Source organism: Stenotrophomonas sp. SrG (assembly GCF_050031795.1).
Classification (GTDB): domain Bacteria; phylum Pseudomonadota; class Gammaproteobacteria; order Xanthomonadales; family Xanthomonadaceae; genus Stenotrophomonas; species Stenotrophomonas rhizophila_A.
In genome coordinates this window covers 140,118-157,744 of the sequence record NZ_JBNBBE010000007.1, presented here as the reverse complement: position 1 = coordinate 157,744, position 17,627 = coordinate 140,118, and the positions used below count along the sequence as shown (strand labels likewise).

Sequence of the window (17,627 nt, the reverse complement as noted above, 5' to 3'; positions counted from 1 at the left end):
TGTCACGACCGTTGGTCGTGACCCGCACGGCAATCAGCGGCGAGCCGCTTCGCTTTGTTCGCGGGCCTTGCGGAATTCCGAGCCCTCTTCCCAATGCGGCCAGCGGCGGCTGTTGGCCAGCTCGGCGCCCAGGTCGTACACCAGCAGGGTGTCGGCGGCGTGGCCGGCCGGGTCCCAGGTGGGGGTCCAGGCATCGCAGGCCTGGTGGTAGCAGTCGGCGAAGTACTTCTCGCGCAGCGCCTTGCCGGCGGCAACGCCGCCTTCCAGCTTGTCCAGCCCCGGGCCGATGGTGATGGCCGGCACGCCCAGGCGGGCGAAGGCGAAGTGGTCGGCGCGGTAGAAGAAGCCCGCTTCCAGGTTCGGGTCCGGGCTGTAGCTGCGCCCACGCGCCTTGGCCACACGCTCCAGGTCGCCTTCCAGCGAGACCCGGCCCTTGCCCCACGAGGCGATGTCGCGGGTGGCGCCATCCGGGCTGAACATCTCGATGTTGATCACCGCGGCAGTCTTGTCCAGCGGCGCCAGCGGGTGCGCGGCGTAGTAGCTGGCACCCAGCAGGCCCTTCTCTTCGGCGGTGAGCGCCACGAAGTACAGGGTGCGCTGCGGCTGCGGGCCGGCGGCGAACACGCGGCCCAGCTCCAGCACGGTGGCCACGCCGGTGGCATTGTCGATCGCGCCACGGCGGATGCGGTCGCCCTTCGCGTCGGGCTGGCCGATACCGAAGGCATCCCAGTGCGCGGAGAAGATCACCGCCTCATCGGCGTGCGCGCCGCCGGGCAGCTTGGCCACCACGTTGCGGGTGACCACCTGTTCGCGCTTGAGCTTGAACTGCGCCGACAGCGTGGCGTCCCCCAGCGCCACCGGCTGGAAGCCCGGGGTCATCGCCTTGCGCTTTTCGGCCTCGAAATCCAGGCCGGCATCGCGGAACAGCTGCTCGGCCAGCGCGCGCTGCATCCAGCCGCGCACCGGCACGTGCTGGGCCAGGGCCTGGTCCTGCGGGCGCTCGATATCGAACAGCGGCGAGGTGCCCGAGCTCTTCACCGTGGCCCAGCCATACGCGGCCGGCGCGGTTTCATGCACGATCAGCACGCCCTGGGCGCCGCGCCGCGCGGCTTCCTCGAACTTGTAGGTCCAGCGGCCGTAATAGGTGACGGCCTTGCCGTCGAAGGCCCCGGCACGCTCTGCCTCGAAGTCGGCGTCGTTGATCAGCACCACGGCGATCTTGCCGTGCAGGTCCACGTCCTTGTAGTCGTTCCACTGGCGTTCGGGTGCATCGATGCCATACCCGATGAACACCAGCGGCGCGTCCTTGATGTCCACCGCCGCCTGCGGGCGCAGGCTCTGCAGGGTCACGTCCTCGCCGTTGACCAGCGTGCGCGCCTTGCCGCCCTGGCGCAGCTTCGCGGTCACCGGGCCATCGACCTGCGCACGCACCATCGGCACCGGCTGCACCCAGCTGCCATCCACGCCACCGGGCTGCAGCCCGGATCTGCGGAATTCTTCGATCAGGTATTGCACAGTGCGCTCTTCACCGGGCGATGCCGGCGCGCGGCCTTCGAACTCGTCCGAGGCCAGGATGCGCACATGCCGCGACAGCGCTTCGGGGTCGATGCCACCGCCGGGCAGGTCATTGGCCGCGTGGGCCAGGCCGCCCACGAACAGACAGGACGACAACAGCAGCATGCGCATCGGATTCACGGCAGGTACCAGAAAAAAACGGAATGCCAGAGTGTAACGTGACACTCCGGTTACCGGGCAGGCCCCGCGTGCGCGCTCAGCGGCGGTCGCGGTCCAGCCAGCAGGCCAGGCCCTGCGCGTTGAGCTCGATATCCATCGCCAACACCTGCGCCACCGCCGCATCGTCGAGTGGGCAGCCATGCGCCTGCGCCCGTTCCTGGTACAGCACGGTCAACGCCGCCACCAGGCAGCGATGGCGGTCGGGGCGTCCGTCGCACTGGCGGCCGATGTCCACCATTGCATCGATCTGCTCGACCAGGTCGGCGGCCAATGCGGGAATGTTCTCCACCCGCCCGTAGTGGGTGAGGTACACCGCCTGCGGCTGCAGCGCGACCAGCCGCGCGATGGAGCGCTTGAGCGGTTCCGGGTCGAACTGCACCGGCGAGGAGGTGGGAATGATGAAGGCGCCCCGTGCACTGTCCAGCTCGCGGTAGGACAGGCCAAAGGTATCGCCGGTGAACACGCTGCGGCTGCGCTCGTCCCACACGCACAGGTGGTGGCGTGCATGCCCCGGCGTGTCCAGGCAGAGCAGGCTGCGTCCGGCCAGGTCCACGCGGTGGCCGTCTTCGGCAATGACTACGCGCGCGGCCGGCACCGGCAGGACGGGGCCGTAGCTGCGCGCGATTTCGGCCGCGCCATAGACTTCGGTCGCACCGGCAATGAGCCGGGCGGGGTCGATCATGTGCGGCGCGCCGCGCGGGTGCACCACCAGCGTGGCGTTGGGCAGCTGCTGCATCAGCAGGCCGGCCCCGCCGGCATGGTCCAGGTGCACGTGGGTGAGCACCAGCCAATCCACCTGCTCCGGCGTGCAGCCGGCACGCGTGAGCGCGGCCAGCATCGCCGGCACGGCCAGGCCGGTGCCGCAATCGATGAAGGCGGCGCGTCCGTTTTCGACGATCAGGTAGGCGGCGTCGAAGTCACTGCGCTGGAACGCGGTATCGATGGTGAAAATGCTGGGGTCGGAGGACATCTGCTCATCCCTGGCAACAGGCGGTGTACGCCTGATTCTAGGCGGTGTCGCCGGCCGACTTCGATGCGGCTTTGGTCGCACGCGCGGCCAGCCAGCCCCCGCGCAGCAGTACCGCGGCCACCATCACCGCCAGGAACGCACCGTAGGCATACAGCACCGCCAGGACCTGTCGCCAGATTGGGCCGGCATCGCTCTGCACCACGCCGATGTGGTGGCCCCACAGCATGGCCAGGATGCTCAGGACGAAGGCGAGCAGCAGCGCGACGCCGTCGAACAGGCGCCGCGCGGTGTCGCGGGGGTGGCGTGGGAACAACCAGTACAGGGTGCCCAGCAACACGAACCAGGGCAGGAACAACAACAACGACAACCAAGCCATCGTGGTTTCCTTTGTCTACGTGTCCACCGACCAACGGTCGGTGGCTACCGCGCCCATGCGACCGCATGGATGCATCGCACACCATGGATCCGTCCCACCCGGTAGGTACCGACCGTTGGTCGGTACGCCGTTGCCTCACGCCTGCTCGCGCAGCTCCTGCAATGCCGCCAGCACCACATCCACTTCCGCCTCGAGCTTGAACAACTCGCTCTGCAGGCCATCGCCGTGCTCGGTCTGCTTGAGCACGCCGATCAGCTGGCCGGCATCGCGCGGCGAATCGAAGCCTTCGCTCTGGATCAGCAGCGTGCCGTCGCCGGCCTGCAGCTTGAAGTAGAAACGGCCGTCCTTTTCGCGGTACTGCTTGAACAGCGGCGGCGCAGCGCGCGCCACGCCACCGTCTTCCGCCGCGATGTCGCCGGCCGTGGACAGGTCGCGCAGGCCCACCGCGTGGCGCAGCTCCTTCAGCAGCGGAATGGCGTACTGCTCGCGCAGCTGCTGGCCGCGACGGCGCAGCAGCGCTTCGATCTTCTCCGGCTCGGCCATCAGCGCGTCATAGCGCTCGCGCAGCGGGGTCAGTTCGGCATCGATGCGCTCGAACAGCTGCTGCTTGGCATCGCCCCAGCTGATGCCGTCGGCAAACGCCTGCGCGAACGCGGCGGTCTGTTCCGGGCTGGCGAAGGCCTGGTACATCTGGAACAGCGCCGAACCTTCGGTGCTCTTGGGCTCGCCCGGCGCACGCGAATCGGTAAGGATGGAAAACACCAGCTTCTTCAGCTCCGCGCGCGGGGCGAACAGCGGAATGGTGTTGTGGTAGCTCTTGCTCATCTTGCGGCCGTCCAGGCCGGCCAGGGTGGCCACCTGCTCGTCGATCACCACGTCGGGCAACGGGAAGTACTCCTTGCCGTACACGTGGTTGAAGCGCTGGGCGAAATCGCGCGCCATTTCGATGTGCTGGATCTGGTCGCGGCCCACCGGCACGCGGTTGGCCTTGAAGATCAGGATGTCGGCAGCCATCAGCACCGGGTACATGAACAACCCGGCGCTGATGCCGGCGTCCTCATCCAGCTGTTCTTCGCGGTTCTTGTCCACCGCCGCCTTGTAGGCATGGGCGCGGTTGAGGATGCCCTTGCTGGCGATGACGGTCAGGAACCACATCAGTTCGGTGGTTTCGGGAATGTCGCTCTGCCGGTAGAACCAGACCTTGTCCGGGTCCAACCCGCAGGCCAGCCAGCTGGCGGCGATCTCCAGGGTCGAGCGCTGGGTCCTCTCCGGTTCCTGCGCCTTGATCAGGCTGTGCAGGTCGGCCAGGAAGAAGAAGCTCTCGATGCCGGGCGCTGCGCTGGCCGTGATGGCCGGGCGGATGGCGCCGACATAGTTGCCCAGGTGGGGCGTGCCGGAGGGGGTGATGCCGGTAAGAACGCGGGTGGTCATGTGGGAATCATTACGGACAGTTGAACGCCCCCAGTTTACCTGCCCGCGCGCAACCCCGTTGCCCGGCCTGGCGCGTTCAACGGATTACCCAACCGCGAAGGCCCCGCCATGAAACGCCTGACCCTGCCCCTGCTTGCCGTGCTGGCCCTGTGTGGGTTCAAGCCGGCGGTCCCGCCCCGTGCCGATACCGGCCCGGTCACGCTGAGCCTGGTCGAGCGCGACCAGCGCCTGGAACTGCCCGCCTACCTGCACCGGGGCCAGTATTGGGTGGCCGGCCGCCAAGGCCAGCCCTACGCGGTGCGCCTGCGCAACAACAGCCCCGAGCGGGTGCTGGTGGTGCTGTCGGTGGATGGCCTCAACGTGATAACCGGCGAGGTGGCCGCCCCGGACCAGACCGGCTACGTGCTGGATCCGTGGCAGAGCGCGGACATTACCGGCTGGCGCAAATCGCGCCGGGAAGTGGCGCAGTTCGTGTTCACCGACCCGGGCAACAGCTATGCCGACCGTACCGGGCGGCCGGACAACATCGGGGTGATCGGCATTGCGGTGTTCAACGAAGCGCCGCGTTACGTGCCGCTGCCCCCGCGCGCACCCCCGGTGGCGCGCGCGCAGAACAAGGCACAGCCGCAGGCAGCAGCCGAAGCGGCCGACCGCGCGCTGTCATCGGTGGAGACCACCGGTTCGCGGATCCGTGCGCCCTCCCCGGCACCCGCGCTGGGCACCGGCCATGGCGAGCGCGAAGCGTCGTACTCGGGCAGCACCACCTTCGAGCGCGCCAGCCGGTGGCCGGCCCAGCGCCTGGACCTGCGTTACGACAGCGAGCGCAATCTGGTGGCGCGCGGCATCCTTCCGGCGCGTTACCCGCGCGGCGAGCGCGCACCGCAGGCGTTCCCGGCGGGCTTCGTGCCTGACCCGCCCAGGTAAGAAAAAACGGGCCGCAGTGCGGCCCGTTCCGGTTTCATACCCTCGTTGCGACCCTATGGCCGCCCTGCCACCGCCCGGGTGTCAGTGATAGTCCGGATAATCCTTGCGCATGGCGGCTTCGAAGTCCCTGACCTCGGTTTCAGCGCGGTCGCGCGCCCAGCCATAGCGTTCCTGCAGCCGGCCTGCCAGGTATTCGGCATTGCCTTCGGCCACCTTGAAGTCGTCATCGGTCAGGTCGCCCCACTTTGCCTGCGCCTTGCCCTTGAGCTGCGTCCACTTGCCGGAAATGATGTCTTTGTTCATGGGTTCGCGTCCTCGTCTTCAACGGCAACATCGCCGTGGAAACAGCTTGCAATAACGCGTGTTCGCCGACGGTCAAGCGTGGATGAAGTGCATGCTCACTTCATTGAATGGCGGGCAGGCAGCAATCGCGCGCATAAAAAAACGCCGGGAGACTCCCGGCGTTTCTTCATCCAATGCGGGCCGGCGTTCGCCGGCCCGCAACGTTGGATCAGTTGCCCTTGGCGGCGTCTTCCACCGACTGGCCTGCCTTCTGCACATCCTTGCCGGCACCGGCAACGGTGTTGCAGCCGGAGAGCATGGCCAGCGAGACCATCGACAACAGCATCAGTGCAATTACACGCTTCATAGGGTTCTCCTGATTAATTCAACGTCACTACCGAAATACCGCCCCACCTGCCTATTGCAGATCGCGGAGGTGTCGGCGCCGTTCCCGGCACTTCCCCCGCGTGAGATGCAATCTGGGGTCTGGCGCGTGCAATCGATGTGAACGCGGCGCGTGGCCGTTCAGCCACGCGCCGGGAAACCCCGCTACCGCTCAGTCGCGCATCAGCGTGGACTTGCCGAACAGGCTCTCCACCAGGTCCACGGCCAGCACTGCGGTGGCGTTGCGGTTGTCCAGCAACGGGTTGAGTTCGACGATGTCCAGCGAGCCCATGCGCCCGGTGTCGGCGATCATTTCCATCACCAGCTGGGCTTCGCGGTAGTTCACCCCGCCCGGCACGGTGGTGCCCACGCCCGGGGCAATGCTGGGATCCAGGAAGTCCACGTCAAAGCTCACGTGCAGATGGGTGTTGCCGTCGATGCCTTCCAGCGCCGCTTCCACCGCACGCTTCATGCCGGCCTCGTCGATGTAGCGCATGTCGTATACATCGACCTTGTGCTGCTTGATCAGGCGCTTCTCTTCCTGGTCCACCGAACGGATGCCGATCTGGCGCACCTGCTGCGGGCAGATCGCCGGGGAATCACCGCCCAGCCTGGTCAGCGCGTCCGGGCCCAGCCCGCACAGGCAGGCCACCGGCATGCCGTGCACGTTGCCCGACGGGGTGACCTCGCTGGTGTTGAAGTCCGAATGCGCATCCAGCCACAGCACGCGCAGGTCACGGCCCTGTTCGCGGCACCAGCGCGCCACGGCGGTGATCGAGCCGATGCCCAGGCAGTGGTCGCCGCCCAGCATGATCGGCAGGCGGCCGTCCTGCAGTTCGGCATAGGTGGCGTCCATCAGCACGCGGTTCCATTCCACCACTTCATCCAGGTGGCGGTAGCCCTGCTCCGGCGGCGTCCACGGGTTGCGCGGGCCATCCAGGTTGCCGCAGTCGCGCACATCCACGCCACGCGCGGCCAAGGCCTCGGCCAGACCGGCGATGCGCAGCGCCTCCGGCCCCAGTCCGGCACCCCGGGCACCGGCCCCGATATCCGTGGGTACGCCGATCAGGGACACCGCAGGTTGACGATTACTCATGCTGACTCCACACACACGGAAAATCCGACCAGTCTAGTGATCCGGCCGCCAAACCACTCGCGGCGTCGCAGCAGCAGGCGCCGAAGCGCTGACCGCGGGCGGCGCGGACTGACCCGCCACGTCGCATCCGGACCCAGCGCGAAAGCCTTATGTGTCAATGCTTTGACACACACGAAAGGAACACTGCGGTTCATCTTACGTTGGCCGTGAAGGCAAAAATTACGTGCTACATTTCACACTTCTTCGCAGTACTGATTGACTAATCCGCGCAGGATTGGTCCGTGTTTTGTCGTGTTTCAGGGGGCAGTACGTGCAGCGCAGCAGCATCCACCAGATCGTCCGCAATGCCAGTGGCGAGAGCCAGCCGGCCCGGCAGTTGTATGACACCGCCGCCATTGAACAGGCCTTCCAGCATGCGCGCGAACGTGAGCGCGGGCTGAGCCTGCTGATGCTGTCCACCGCCGACGGCCGCGCCGTGGCCGAAGATTCCACTCTGGGCGTGGATGGCCGCCGCCTGGCCGCCATGGCCAATTCGTTCCTGACCCTTGGCGAGACCGTCTCGCGCGAGCTGGCGCTGAGCGAAGCGGATTACGCCACCATCTGCACCAAGCTCGGCAACGTGGTGCTGATCCGCATCCAGGCCGACAAGCCGCTGACCCTCACCGCCGTGGCCGGCCACGAGGTCAACATGGCCGTGCTGCTGTTCCACGCGCGCGAATGCGCCTCCCGCCTCGATTCCGTGCTGCGCCCGCGCGCGGCCTGAGCACCCCTTCGGTTTTGTTGTGCCCTTCCGGCAGGCATTCGCCTGCCTCTCCCACTGCCTGAAGTAAAAAGGATTTACGTGCCCAATCTCAATCTGGAAAAGCTCAATTCGCTCGCCGGTTTCGTCGGCGCCGCGCTGGTCGACGGTGACAGCGGCATGGCCCTGGCCATGGTCGGCGGCGGCAACATCAACCTGGAACTTGCGGCTGCGGGCAACACCGAAGTGGTGCGTGCCAAGCGCCGCGTGGCCGAGCAGCTGGGCCTGTCGGACACCCTGGAAGACCTGCTGATCACGCTGACCACGCAGTACCACCTGATCCGCCCGCTGGAAAGCAACCCGCTGCTGTTCCTGTACGTGGTGATGGACCGCAGCAAGGCCAACCTGGCCATGTCGCGCCATGAACTGAAGGCCTTCGAGAAGACCCTGGACTTCAGCTGATCGCAGGCACTGCCGCCGCGCCGTGCCCCTGACCGGGCGCGTCGCGGTGGTCGCTTCGGTTGCGCGGTACACCCCCATGAATACCCCCACCCGTTCTTTCCGCATTGCCGCCATCGGGCTGGACGTGCTGCATCACACACGCCTGAAACTGGCCAGTTCGATGCTGCTCGCCGAGCGCATGGAGGTGGTGCTGCAGCCGTGGTCCGGTGATGCCTGCGACCTGCTGGTCATCGGCCTGGATCACGCCGATGCCGCGCGCGCGCTCAGTGAGGCGCATGCGGCCAACGTACCCACGCTGTCGATCGCGCGCCGTTATGCCGATCCCGCCCCGGGGCGGCTGCCACATGGCGCCACCGTGCGCGACATCAACGAACAGCTGTCCAGCCTGCTGCAGGCCGCGCCCAGCGTGGACCGTCCCGCCGACGGTGTGCCACTGCTGCTGCAGTTGGCTTCGTCCACCGGTTCGGACCTGCACCTGCTGCAGCGGGGTGCGATCACCGTGCTGGTGGATACCGCCACGCGCAGCATCGCGCTGCCGCCCACCACGACGCTGTCGGAGCTGGTGGCACAACTGGATGACGTGGCCTGGTCGGGCAGTGTGATCGATGCGCCGACGTTCCAGCACCAGTACGCGTACCGGTTGCCGAATCGCTACTCGTTCGAGGCGCTGTATTTCTGCATCGCCCGCCATCGCCCCCTGCTGCTGCCGGCACCTGCCGAGCATGCACCGATGAAGCTGCGCCATTGGCCGGATCTCAACCCGGATGATGTGCCCAGCACGTGGCTGCTGGCCATTGCCTACCTGCATGCCCGCCCGTGGCAGCCCACTGCATTGGCGGCGGCTTGCCAGATGCCGCGCAACACGGTGCAATCCCTCTTCTGTGCTGCTGTAGCCAGTGGCCTCGCCCTGACCCAGGAGCCCGCCGTGCCCCCAACTTCCCGCCGCCGTCAGCCCGGTGATTCGCGCTTCTTCTCGTGGGTGGCGCGCCGCTTCGGCCTGAACCTGTTCCAGGGGAGCCCGTCATGAGCCTGCCTGCCAACAAGCTGGTGTTCGTGGGCAGCATGGGCGCCGGCAAGACCACGGCGGTGCGTGCGATCTCCGACGTGGAGCCGGTGAGCACCGAAATGCCGATGAGCGAAGACGCGATGGGCGACAAGGTGGAAACCACCGTCGCACTCGATTACAGCTCCATTGAACTGGACGACGGCGAACTGCTGCACGTGTACGGCGTACCGGGCCAGCGCTACCTGGACTTCATGTGGCCGATGGTGTGCGAAGGCGCACTGGGCGTGATCGTGCTGGTGAGCGCCGGGCATCCGGAGCCGGTTGCTTCCACGGTGGAGCTGCTGCAGGAGTTCTCGCGCATCGCGCCGGAAGCGAGCCTGGCGGTGGGCGTGACGCGTACCGATGAGTACCCGGCGCTGTTGATTCCGGAATTCCGCAATGCGCTGTTCGACGCAGGTCACCGCCTGCCGGTGATGCGCGTGGACGCGCGTTCGGCCACGCAGGTGACGTTCCTGGTGAAATCCCTGCTGTCGTATCGGTACGCCGAGACGAACTGACTAATGCTCCTGCCTATCGAAATCGCTTAAGCCATTGATTTCTTTGCAGCACCAGTTGCGAGAACTGTGTTACTTTGGGATCAGATCTGACCGGTGGCTCGTCCACCCAGTAGGATCTACCCGGGCACCGAAAGGTGCCCTTTTTATTTCTACAGCCGGACAATCCCTTCAGGGTCCTGTGTACTGGCCGCTCTACATAGCATCGGCGACAGGCGATCGAAGTAGTGGCTGCCGCCTTTTCTTCGCATATACCCATTTGGTGCGAGCCGTTGGTAAAGCAGAAATGCACAGAGGTCTGCGGACTGGATCAGCAACGAGTGCCGGGAATCCCGATAGACCGGATCTTCCAGGATGCGCCTCAGCTGTAATGACCGGTACCCCCCAAGCTGACTTGGCACTGGGTTGTGGTGGCGCATCCTGCGGAGCAACTGCGTGAGCTTCTTCTGTGGCTCGCCATCGGCAAAGATCATGCCGCGCTCATGCTGGCCGGCGGTCCCGCGAAAGTTCCGGAAGGCGATTGTGTTTTCGAATCGCTGGATCAAGGCCTGCCAAGCCTTTTCGAAGGGGTCGTAACCAGCGCTTTTTCCCTGCTTATCTACAACCACGTTGATCAGGTTCGCGCCCGGTAATCGCGCCAACTCATCCGCAAAGTGACGGAGTATGGCCAAGCGGTCATGCTTGGCAATGCGAGACAGCTCCTCTGATCCGCGCACAAACTGGGCGGCATGGACTTCTTCCCTCAGCTTAAGTTCGAAGTGATCCCTGATACGAAGCCGGAAAGCGACCAGCGCGTCCAGCGACAGACGCCAATCCCGCTCGTGAACCACCAACCCGGAAAGAACGAAATATCGGCTGGGCGAGTTCACCATGCCTGCATCACCGCTCTCGTCCACATACATGAAGTACATGCTGCTCCCTTGGCTCGCCCTTGGCGAACTGAAAGATGAGCAGAAGAGTCTCGGTGACGGTGCCGCAACACGCCAATTGAACTTTGTCGGACAGATGACCCGTTTCCACAGGGAGCATCTATGGCGCTTGAGGAAAATGGTGCCGACACCCGGATTCGAACTGGGGACCTACCGCTTACAAGGCGGTTGCTCTACCAACTGAGCTATGCCGGCAAAGGCACGGCGACGGCATTGCCGGCGCGGAGGGCGATTCTAGCGCAAGCCCGCGCATTCCAGCGAGCGTTGCTGGGCCGCGCCACTGCGCTGGCGGGCTGCGCCGGGGCTGGCCTTGTCGGCCAGGGCCGCATCCACCCACCACTGCGCGCTGCCTTCACTGCCGCCGACCAGGCGGGCGCTGAAGCCGGCCGCGCTCAGGGCGGCCAGGCGGCGCTCGGCGCCTTCGCGGTTGCGGTACTGCCCCAGGGCGATGGCGTTGGCGTCTTCGCCCTGGGCCATGATGTAGTAATCGCTGATGCCCGCGGCGGCAATGCGTTTGACCGTGGCCTGGGCCTCTTCGCGGCTGGCGGCGGCCGGCATCATCACCCGGTAGGTGCTGCTGGCGCCGGGTTTGGGGACTTCACGCAGGCGCGAACGCTGAACGAGTTCGCCGGCCTTGCCCTGGGCGGCCATGGCGGTGTCGCGATCGGCGAAGGGGCCGAGGCTGATGCATTGGAGGGGGGCGGGGGGTACGGGCGCCGCTGGGGGTTCCGTGGGCCGGCCAACGGCCGGCGCTACCGCAGCCGTCGTCGGCGCAGGGTTGGGTGCGGCCGGTTCCGGAGTGGCTGGCGCGGTGGTCTTGGGCGGTGCCGGGGTGGTGTCTGTCAGTGCCGTGGTGGCGGCAGCGGGCTGCGCGCTTGCGGCGGCCGGTGCGGGTGCGGCCGCTGCCGGTGCACTGGGGCTGTCGAGCAGTTGCAGCTGGGCTACGCCGGTGGGCGTGGCGGGCGGCGTCGGCACGGGTTCGCCGCGCAGCATCCACCACAGCGCAACGCCTACGTTGAGGATGGCCAGTACGACGATCAGGGCACGGGTAAGCATGCGCCGATCCTACCGCGACGCCGGTGGCTGGTGCACCGCCCAGCGCGCGAGACCATCGAGCACCAGCGCCGGCTGGAACTGTGCATCGGCGAGCAACGGCATCAGCGCCGGTGCGCCACCGCCATGTACCAGCAACGCCGGCACCCTGCCCAACACCGTGGCGGCCTGCACGCGGCTGCGTTCGATCAACGCGACGGCTGCGCCATCGCAGCCCGACGCGAGGGCGTCGGCGGTGTCGTTGGCGAACTCGCTGTAGTCGCCACCCTGCGCGGGCAGCTGCACCGCGCGTGCATGCAGGGCTTCGCGCATGGTGGTCGGCGAGGCAGCGATGCGGCCGCCGTGATGCTGGCCATCGGCATCAAGCAGGTCGATGGTGAGCGCGGTGCCGACACCGGCCACGACCACGGCTTCGTGCCGTTCGGCGGCGGCGATCAGCGCCAGATAACGGTCCACCCCGAATTTCGACGGATCGGCATAGGCGATGCGCACGCCGGCGCAGCTGGCTTCGGTGGTTGCCACGCGAACGTGGGTAAAGCGAGCGCGCAGCACCTCGAGCATGCTGGTGGTGAGCGCCGCGGCGGCCACGCTGGCCACGTAGGCGGTGTCGCCGCTGGGCAGCTGCGCCAGCGCATCGGCCGGCATCGCTTCGGCGCCATGCGGCCAGGCCTGCACATCGGCCGCGCGGATGCCCTGCAGCGGTGCGAACTTGAACCGCGAATTCCCCAGGTCGAACAACCAATCGCTCATTGCGCCCTCACGCTGACTTCCCCGGCATGGAACACCCGTTCGCTGCCGTCGATACGCACCCGCAGCGCGCCATCGTCGGCCAGCCCCAGCGCCTGCCCTTCATGCATCACGCCACCATCGTCCACCCGCACCGCGCGCCCGGCCAGGCTGTCCAGCGCGGCATAGCGTGGCAGGAACGGGGCCAGGCCGTCGCGCTCGAAGGCTTCCAAGGCCGGCAGCAGGGCCGCCAGCAGCCAGGCCACCACTGCGTTGCGTTCGATGTCGTTGCCCAGCAGCGTGGCCAGATCGGTCCACGGCTGGGTGATCCCGGCAGCAAATGCAGCCGGCATGCGCACGTTGATGCCCAGCCCGATCACCGCGCGCGCGGGGCCGGCGAACTCACCGCCGCCTTCAACCAGCAGGCCACCGAGCTTCTGCCCGTCCACCACGATGTCGTTGGGCCACTTCAGGCCTACGTTGGCAACGCCATGCGCGCGCAGCGCTTCGGCCACCGCCACGCCCGCAACCAGGCTCAGCCCGCCCAGCCGCGACAGCCCGCCCGCGAAGCCGCGCAGCACCGACAGGTACACGTGCGCGGCCAGTGGCGACGCCCAGGCCCGGCCGCGACGGCCACGGCCGCCGGTCTGGCGTTCGGCCAGCAGCACCCGCGCGCCGCGCTCCGGCGCGCTGCACCGCAACAATTCTGTATTGGTCGAACCGACCGTCCAGGCCACCTCGAGGGCATCCAGCAGGGGTTTCAGCGCAGAGGGGAGCTGGGTGGTAATCGCCTCGGCGTCGAGCAGATCCAGGTGCTGCTGCAGCTGGTAACCATCGCCGGCGCGGCCATCGATTTCGATGCCTGCCGCTCTAAGCCCTTGAATTCGCTTCCAAATTGCGGCACGGGTCTGGCCCAGCTCGCGGGCCAGCGCGTCGCCGGACAGTCGCCCGGCGCCCAGTTTGGCCAGCAGTTGGCGGTCGTCCACGGCAGCTTCCATCGGTTGATCGGCAAAAGTATGCGGGAAAGCGCCGGACAGCGCCCGCCCCGGGGCTTCCAATTGAGACAGTGAATCGGGCTAGAATCGAAGATTGACCCCCTTCGCCCTTCCGGATGTTGACGATGCGCCCGTTCGCCCATTGCCTGCTCCTGCTGTTGGCCCCGATGGCCGCGCACGCTTCCGATGCGCTGACCAGCTCGGGCCGGGGTGGCTGCGTGTATTCGGCAGCTGAAGAGCGTGCGGCCCCGGCGACCACGCCGACCAGCACCGCACCGACCACGGTCAAGCCGAGCGCAACCGCACCGGGCAGCACCGGCGGTGGCGGCGACGACGATGTGTTGCCGCGCCTGCGTGCGCCGAAATGGCACAGCTTCCTGCCGGGCATGTTCCGCTGATCCAGTCGTTGTTGCGCTGGCTGCGCTCGTCACCGCGCCCGATTCCTGATTCCGCCTGGCAACGCACCTGCCAGCGCACCGCGTGGCTGCGCGGCCTGCCGCCCGAACGTGTGCAGCGATTGCGTGTACTGTCCGCCGCGTTCCTGCACGACAAGACCATTACCCCCATTGGCGGGCTGCAGCTGGGTGACGACGACGCGGTGCTGATTGCCGCGCTGTGCTGCCTGCCGCTGCTGGAACTGGGCGGGGTGGGATTGCGCGGCTGGTCGCAGGTGCTGGTGTACCCCGAAGGCTTCATCGTGCCGCAGAGCGAGATGGATGAAGACGGGGTGCTGCACGAATGGGAAGAGGAAGCGATCGGCCAGGTGTCGCACAACGGCCCGCTGCTGCTGTCCTGGCATGACGTGCAGGCCGAACTGGAGCATCCCCACGAAGGGGCGTGCGTGGTGGTGCATGAGATGGCGCACCGCATCGATGTGCTCGATGGCGTGCTCGATGGCACCCCGCCGCTGCCGCGTGCGTGGCAGCAGCAGTGGGCCGCCGATTTCCAGCAGGCATTCGATGCGCTGTGCGCGCAGGTGGATGCCGGGGTGGAGACGGTGATTGATCCGTATGCGGCCGAAGCGCCGGATGAGTTCTTTGCGGTGGCGACCGAGTATCACTTCTCGGCGCCGGATGTGCTGGAAGCGGAGATGCCGGTTGTGGCCGGGCATTTGAGGCGGTTTTATGGGGCGCCGCCTGCGGTTGGGCTCCGTACCGACTAACAGTCGGTACCTACCTGGGAAGGCGTACCGACTAACAGTCGGTACCTACCTGGAAGGCGTAACGACTAACAGTCGGTACCTACCGGAAACAGCCATGCGGGGAGGTACCGACCGTTGGTCGGTACGCTCTGGACTTACGGCCCGGGCGGCAACTTCACTTCAAACCGCGCGCCACCCAGTTCCGGCGAACGCTTGACCTGCAGTTCGCCGCGGTAGTCCTTGATCAGGTCCTGCACGATCGACAGGCCGATGCCGTGGCCCTGCACGCGCTCGTCGCCGCGCACGCCACGCTGCAGCACCTTGGCGATGTCGTCCGGGGCGATGCCCGGGCCATCATCGTCCACCGACAGCACCAAGCCGGCGCGACGCATGCCCGGCGCGCTGAACGGCTTGGCGGTGAGCAGCACGCGGCGGTTGGCCCACTTGAAGGCGTTCTCCAGCAGGTTGCCCAGCAGCTCCTGCAGGTCGCCCGGCTCGCCATGGAAGCGCGCGCCGTCGTCGATGTCGAATTCGCACAGCACGCCCTTGGAGGCGTACACCTTCTCCAGCCCGCGCACGATTTCCTCGGCGTTGGACTCGATCGGCAACGGCGCCGAGAACAGCTTGTGGCCCGACGATGCCGCACGCGCCAGCTGGTAGGACACCAGGTTGTTCATGCGGCGCAGCTGCACATCGAATTCCTGGCGCAGGTCCTGGTCGGCCGCGCCACTGTCGAGCTGCGTGCGCAGCACCGCCAGGGGCGTTTTCAGGCTGTGCGCCAGGTCGGCCAGGGTGTTGCGCTGGCGCTCGAGGTTCTCGCGCTCGCTTTCGATGAAGGCGTTGATGCTGTCGGTGAGCGGTTCCAGCTCACGCGGGTGGCGTTCGCTCATGCGCTCGGTTTCGCCGCGCTGCACCTTGGTCAGCTCGGTGATCACCCGCCGCATCGGGCGCAGGCTCCATTGCAGGATGACGGTCTGCAACAGCAGCAGGATCAGCCCCGCGCCGCCCATCCAGAACCACACCCGGCCGCGGAACACGCGCAGCTGCGCACCGAGCGCACGCGAGTCTTCCATCACGTAGATGGTGTACGGAAATTCGGTGGCAGGGTCGGCATCGGCATCCCACACCAGGCCCAGGCCATAGCGGTACACCGAGCCCTGGCTGCCGTCGATCTGGATCATCGGCAGCGGGCCTTCGAACACTTCCTGCCGCGGGGCCAGCAGCTTGCCGCCCACGGTGGGCAGCATCGGGCCTTCGGCGGACATGGAGTTGCCCTTGCCGTCCGGCATGACGACCTGCAGGTACAGGCCGCTACCTGGCACGTCGAACCGGGGATCCGGCGGTTGCTCGCGGATGTACAGCGAGCGGTCGCGGGTGAAGTCGATGCCGGCCGCGTAGGCGGTGGCATAGTTTTTCAGGCGCTCGCGCAGGTTGGCGCGCGCCGTGTCGGCGAACGCGGCATCCAGCGCGTAGCCTGCAATCGCCAGGAAGGCGAGCAGGCTCACACTGGCGGCCAGCAGCTGCCGTGCCTGCAGGGAGCGCGGCCGCCAGCGTTTAAAGAACCACAGACGGCCTGACATCATCCCATCGCCGGACTAACGGCTCAGCCCTCGTTGCGCGGAATCGCGAAGCGGTAGCCGCGGCCACGCACGGTTTCGATCGGCTTGAGTTCGCCGTCCGGGTCCAGCTTCTTGCGCAGGCGGCCGATGAACACTTCCAGCACGTTCGAGTCGCGGTCGAAATCCTGCTGATAGATGTGTTCGGTGAGGTCGGCCTTGGAGACCAGTTCACCGGCATGCATCATCAGGTATTCCAGCACCTTGTACTCGTAGCTGGTGAGGTCCACGTTGCTGCCGGCAACGCTGACGGTCTGCGCGGCAAGATCCAGCGCAACCGGACCGCATTCGAGCGTCGGCTTGCTCCAGCCCGCCGCGCGGCGCAGCAGCGCGTTGACGCGTGCCAGCAGCTCTTCGACGTGGAACGGCTTGACGAGGTAATCGTCGGCGCCCTGCTTGAGCCCTTCGACCTTGTCCTGCCAGCTCGAGCGGGCGGTGAGGATCAGCACGGGGAACTTCTTGCCCTCGTCGCGCAGCGCCTTGATCAGTTCCATGCCCGACATCTTGGGCAGACCCAGATCGATGATGCCGACGTCGAACGGCACTTCGCGGCCCATGTACAGACCTTCCTCACCGTCCTGTGCGGCATCGACGGCAAAGCCTTCGCGCTTGAGCCGGGCTGCAAGGGTTTCCCGCAGCGGGGCTTCGTCTTCGACCAGAAGGATACGCATGAACTCTCCCTAGTGTCCTGGGTGTGGCCTGGGGCCAGTGGCTAACAGATGACTGCGGACAACTATCCCCGTTCAGGGGTTATCGCCGCGTAGTGATGACATATCCGAACGCGGCGTGCGGGGCTGTGAACGCGGCTGGGCCGGATCGTCCATGTAGCGGACGCGCCCCCTGTCATCCATGTATTTCACCCGGTTGATGTCCCGGCCATCGAAGGGCACCCGTTCGGCGCCGAGGATGTGTCCACCGGTGGTCCGCTGGACCCGGCGCACGGCGTCGGACAGGGAACGTTCCGGCGGGGCACCACGCGAGGCCCGCACCATCTCGGCCCGTGCCGGATCCGGCTGGGGGGCCTGGGCGCCGGCACTGCCAATGGCAGCAACGGCACCGCTCGCCAGCAGGGCGGCAACGACAAGACGGCGGTGGCGGGTTACGGATGACATCAGGTCTGATCCTAGCGGAGCGCGTCAAAACGTTCAAAAGTTGTGAATCGGCAGCCGCCAGCCTGGGCCGGCACTTTACGAATCTTTTGCAAATTCT

21 protein-coding genes and 1 tRNA gene are annotated in these 17,627 nt (G+C 66.8%); 7 read left to right on the top strand and 15 right to left on the bottom strand.

The features are described 5' to 3' along the window. Positions 1-33: 33 nt before the first annotated feature. The 4 genes from ACQG3P_RS08920 to ACQG3P_RS08905 form a co-directional block, all read right to left on the bottom strand. Positions 34-1,686: a M28 family metallopeptidase gene (locus ACQG3P_RS08920; RefSeq protein ID WP_426804867.1), complete on the bottom strand. Its 1,653-nt coding sequence runs from the start codon at positions 1,684-1,686 to the stop codon at positions 34-36. A gap of 85 nt (positions 1,687-1,771) precedes the next feature. Next, a complete protein-coding gene (locus ACQG3P_RS08915) occupies positions 1,772-2,704 on the bottom strand; it encodes an MBL fold metallo-hydrolase (protein ID WP_426804826.1) in 933 nt (310 codons plus the stop codon). 37 nt (positions 2,705-2,741) lie between these two features. Continuing rightward, positions 2,742-3,080 (bottom strand): hypothetical protein, encoded by a 339-nt coding sequence (locus tag ACQG3P_RS08910; RefSeq protein ID WP_095362582.1) that lies wholly within the window; start codon positions 3,078-3,080, stop codon positions 2,742-2,744. A 135-nt stretch (positions 3,081-3,215) separates the two neighbouring features. Next, a complete protein-coding gene (locus ACQG3P_RS08905) occupies positions 3,216-4,511 on the bottom strand; it encodes a tryptophan--tRNA ligase (RefSeq protein WP_426804825.1) in 1,296 nt (431 codons plus the stop codon). 108 nt (positions 4,512-4,619) lie between these two features. Between ACQG3P_RS08905 and ACQG3P_RS08900 the strand changes: the two genes are divergently transcribed. Further along, on the top strand, positions 4,620-5,435 hold the full coding sequence (locus tag ACQG3P_RS08900) for a hypothetical protein (RefSeq protein ID WP_217537606.1): 816 nt from the start codon (positions 4,620-4,622) through the stop codon (positions 5,433-5,435). A gap of 81 nt (positions 5,436-5,516) precedes the next feature. On the opposite strand, the gene ACQG3P_RS08895 is transcribed toward ACQG3P_RS08900, so the two are convergent. The 3 genes from ACQG3P_RS08895 to rocF all read right to left on the bottom strand — a co-directional run bounded on the left by ACQG3P_RS08895 (position 5,517) and on the right by rocF (position 7,197). Next, positions 5,517-5,738 carry a CsbD family protein gene (locus ACQG3P_RS08895; RefSeq protein ID WP_019185523.1) on the bottom strand — a complete coding sequence of 74 codons (222 nt, stop codon included), beginning with the start codon at positions 5,736-5,738 and terminating at the stop codon, positions 5,517-5,519. A gap of 208 nt (positions 5,739-5,946) precedes the next feature. Next, a complete protein-coding gene (locus ACQG3P_RS08890; protein ID WP_068848583.1) occupies positions 5,947-6,084 on the bottom strand; it encodes an entericidin A/B family lipoprotein in 138 nt (45 codons plus the stop codon). Between the two features lie 189 nt (positions 6,085-6,273). Beyond that, entirely contained in the window at positions 6,274-7,197 is a 924-nt protein-coding gene (gene rocF, locus ACQG3P_RS08885; protein ID WP_068848581.1) for an arginase, read from the bottom strand. A gap of 310 nt (positions 7,198-7,507) precedes the next feature. On the opposite strand from rocF, the gene ACQG3P_RS08880 reads away from it, so the two are divergent. From ACQG3P_RS08880 to ACQG3P_RS08865, 4 genes are all read left to right on the top strand, one after another. Continuing rightward, positions 7,508-7,960 (top strand): roadblock/LC7 domain-containing protein, encoded by a 453-nt coding sequence (locus tag ACQG3P_RS08880; protein WP_068848579.1) that lies wholly within the window; start codon positions 7,508-7,510, stop codon positions 7,958-7,960. A 78-nt stretch (positions 7,961-8,038) separates the two neighbouring features. Beyond that, entirely contained in the window at positions 8,039-8,398 is a 360-nt protein-coding gene (locus ACQG3P_RS08875; protein ID WP_068848577.1) for a hypothetical protein, read from the top strand. 76 nt (positions 8,399-8,474) lie between these two features. Further along, positions 8,475-9,425, top strand: a complete 951-nt coding sequence (locus tag ACQG3P_RS08870; RefSeq protein ID WP_426804824.1) for a hypothetical protein — start codon at positions 8,475-8,477, stop codon at positions 9,423-9,425. Further along, positions 9,422-9,961: a GTP-binding protein gene (locus tag ACQG3P_RS08865; RefSeq protein WP_068848575.1), complete on the top strand. Its 540-nt coding sequence runs from the start codon at positions 9,422-9,424 to the stop codon at positions 9,959-9,961. The genes ACQG3P_RS08870 and ACQG3P_RS08865 overlap by 4 nt, the downstream gene beginning before the upstream one ends. A 149-nt stretch (positions 9,962-10,110) precedes the next feature. Here ACQG3P_RS08865 and ACQG3P_RS08860 read toward each other — a convergent pair whose 3' ends face one another. From ACQG3P_RS08860 to birA, 5 genes are all read right to left on the bottom strand, one after another. Beyond that, positions 10,111-10,869: a DUF3800 domain-containing protein gene (locus tag ACQG3P_RS08860; RefSeq protein ID WP_426804823.1), complete on the bottom strand. Its 759-nt coding sequence runs from the start codon at positions 10,867-10,869 to the stop codon at positions 10,111-10,113. 137 nt (positions 10,870-11,006) lie between these two features. Next, positions 11,007-11,082: transfer RNA gene (locus ACQG3P_RS08855), tRNA-Thr, on the bottom strand. 39 nt (positions 11,083-11,121) lie between these two features. Continuing rightward, positions 11,122-11,943 (bottom strand): SPOR domain-containing protein, encoded by an 822-nt coding sequence (locus tag ACQG3P_RS08850; protein WP_426804822.1) that lies wholly within the window; start codon positions 11,941-11,943, stop codon positions 11,122-11,124. 9 nt (positions 11,944-11,952) lie between these two features. Then, a complete protein-coding gene (locus ACQG3P_RS08845) occupies positions 11,953-12,690 on the bottom strand; it encodes a type III pantothenate kinase (protein ID WP_426804821.1) in 738 nt (245 codons plus the stop codon). Further along, entirely contained in the window at positions 12,687-13,652 is a 966-nt protein-coding gene (birA, locus tag ACQG3P_RS08840; protein WP_426804820.1) for a bifunctional biotin--[acetyl-CoA-carboxylase] ligase/biotin operon repressor BirA, read from the bottom strand. Before birA ends, ACQG3P_RS08845 begins: the two co-directional genes overlap by 4 nt. A gap of 134 nt (positions 13,653-13,786) precedes the next feature. Between birA and ACQG3P_RS08835 the strand changes: the two genes are divergently transcribed. Then, positions 13,787-14,059, top strand: coding sequence for a hypothetical protein (locus tag ACQG3P_RS08835; protein ID WP_068848566.1), 273 nt, complete (start codon positions 13,787-13,789; stop codon positions 14,057-14,059). Next, positions 14,026-14,823 carry a zinc-dependent peptidase gene (locus tag ACQG3P_RS08830; RefSeq protein ID WP_426804819.1) on the top strand — a complete coding sequence of 266 codons (798 nt, stop codon included), beginning with the start codon at positions 14,026-14,028 and terminating at the stop codon, positions 14,821-14,823. The genes ACQG3P_RS08835 and ACQG3P_RS08830 overlap by 34 nt, the downstream gene beginning before the upstream one ends. Before the next feature lie 134 nt (positions 14,824-14,957). Here the strand turns inward: ACQG3P_RS08830 and ACQG3P_RS08825 are convergent, their stop codons facing one another. From ACQG3P_RS08825 to ACQG3P_RS08815, 3 genes are all read right to left on the bottom strand, one after another. Beyond that, complete coding sequence (locus ACQG3P_RS08825; protein WP_068854505.1) at positions 14,958-16,382, bottom strand: ATP-binding protein; 1,425 nt, start codon at positions 16,380-16,382, stop codon at positions 14,958-14,960. A gap of 23 nt (positions 16,383-16,405) precedes the next feature. After that, positions 16,406-17,089, bottom strand: coding sequence for a response regulator transcription factor (locus ACQG3P_RS08820; RefSeq protein WP_004136763.1), 684 nt, complete (start codon positions 17,087-17,089; stop codon positions 16,406-16,408). 72 nt (positions 17,090-17,161) lie between these two features. After that, positions 17,162-17,530, bottom strand: a complete 369-nt coding sequence (locus ACQG3P_RS08815) for a hypothetical protein (protein WP_426804818.1) — start codon at positions 17,528-17,530, stop codon at positions 17,162-17,164. Between the last annotated feature and the right edge of the window lie 97 nt (positions 17,531-17,627).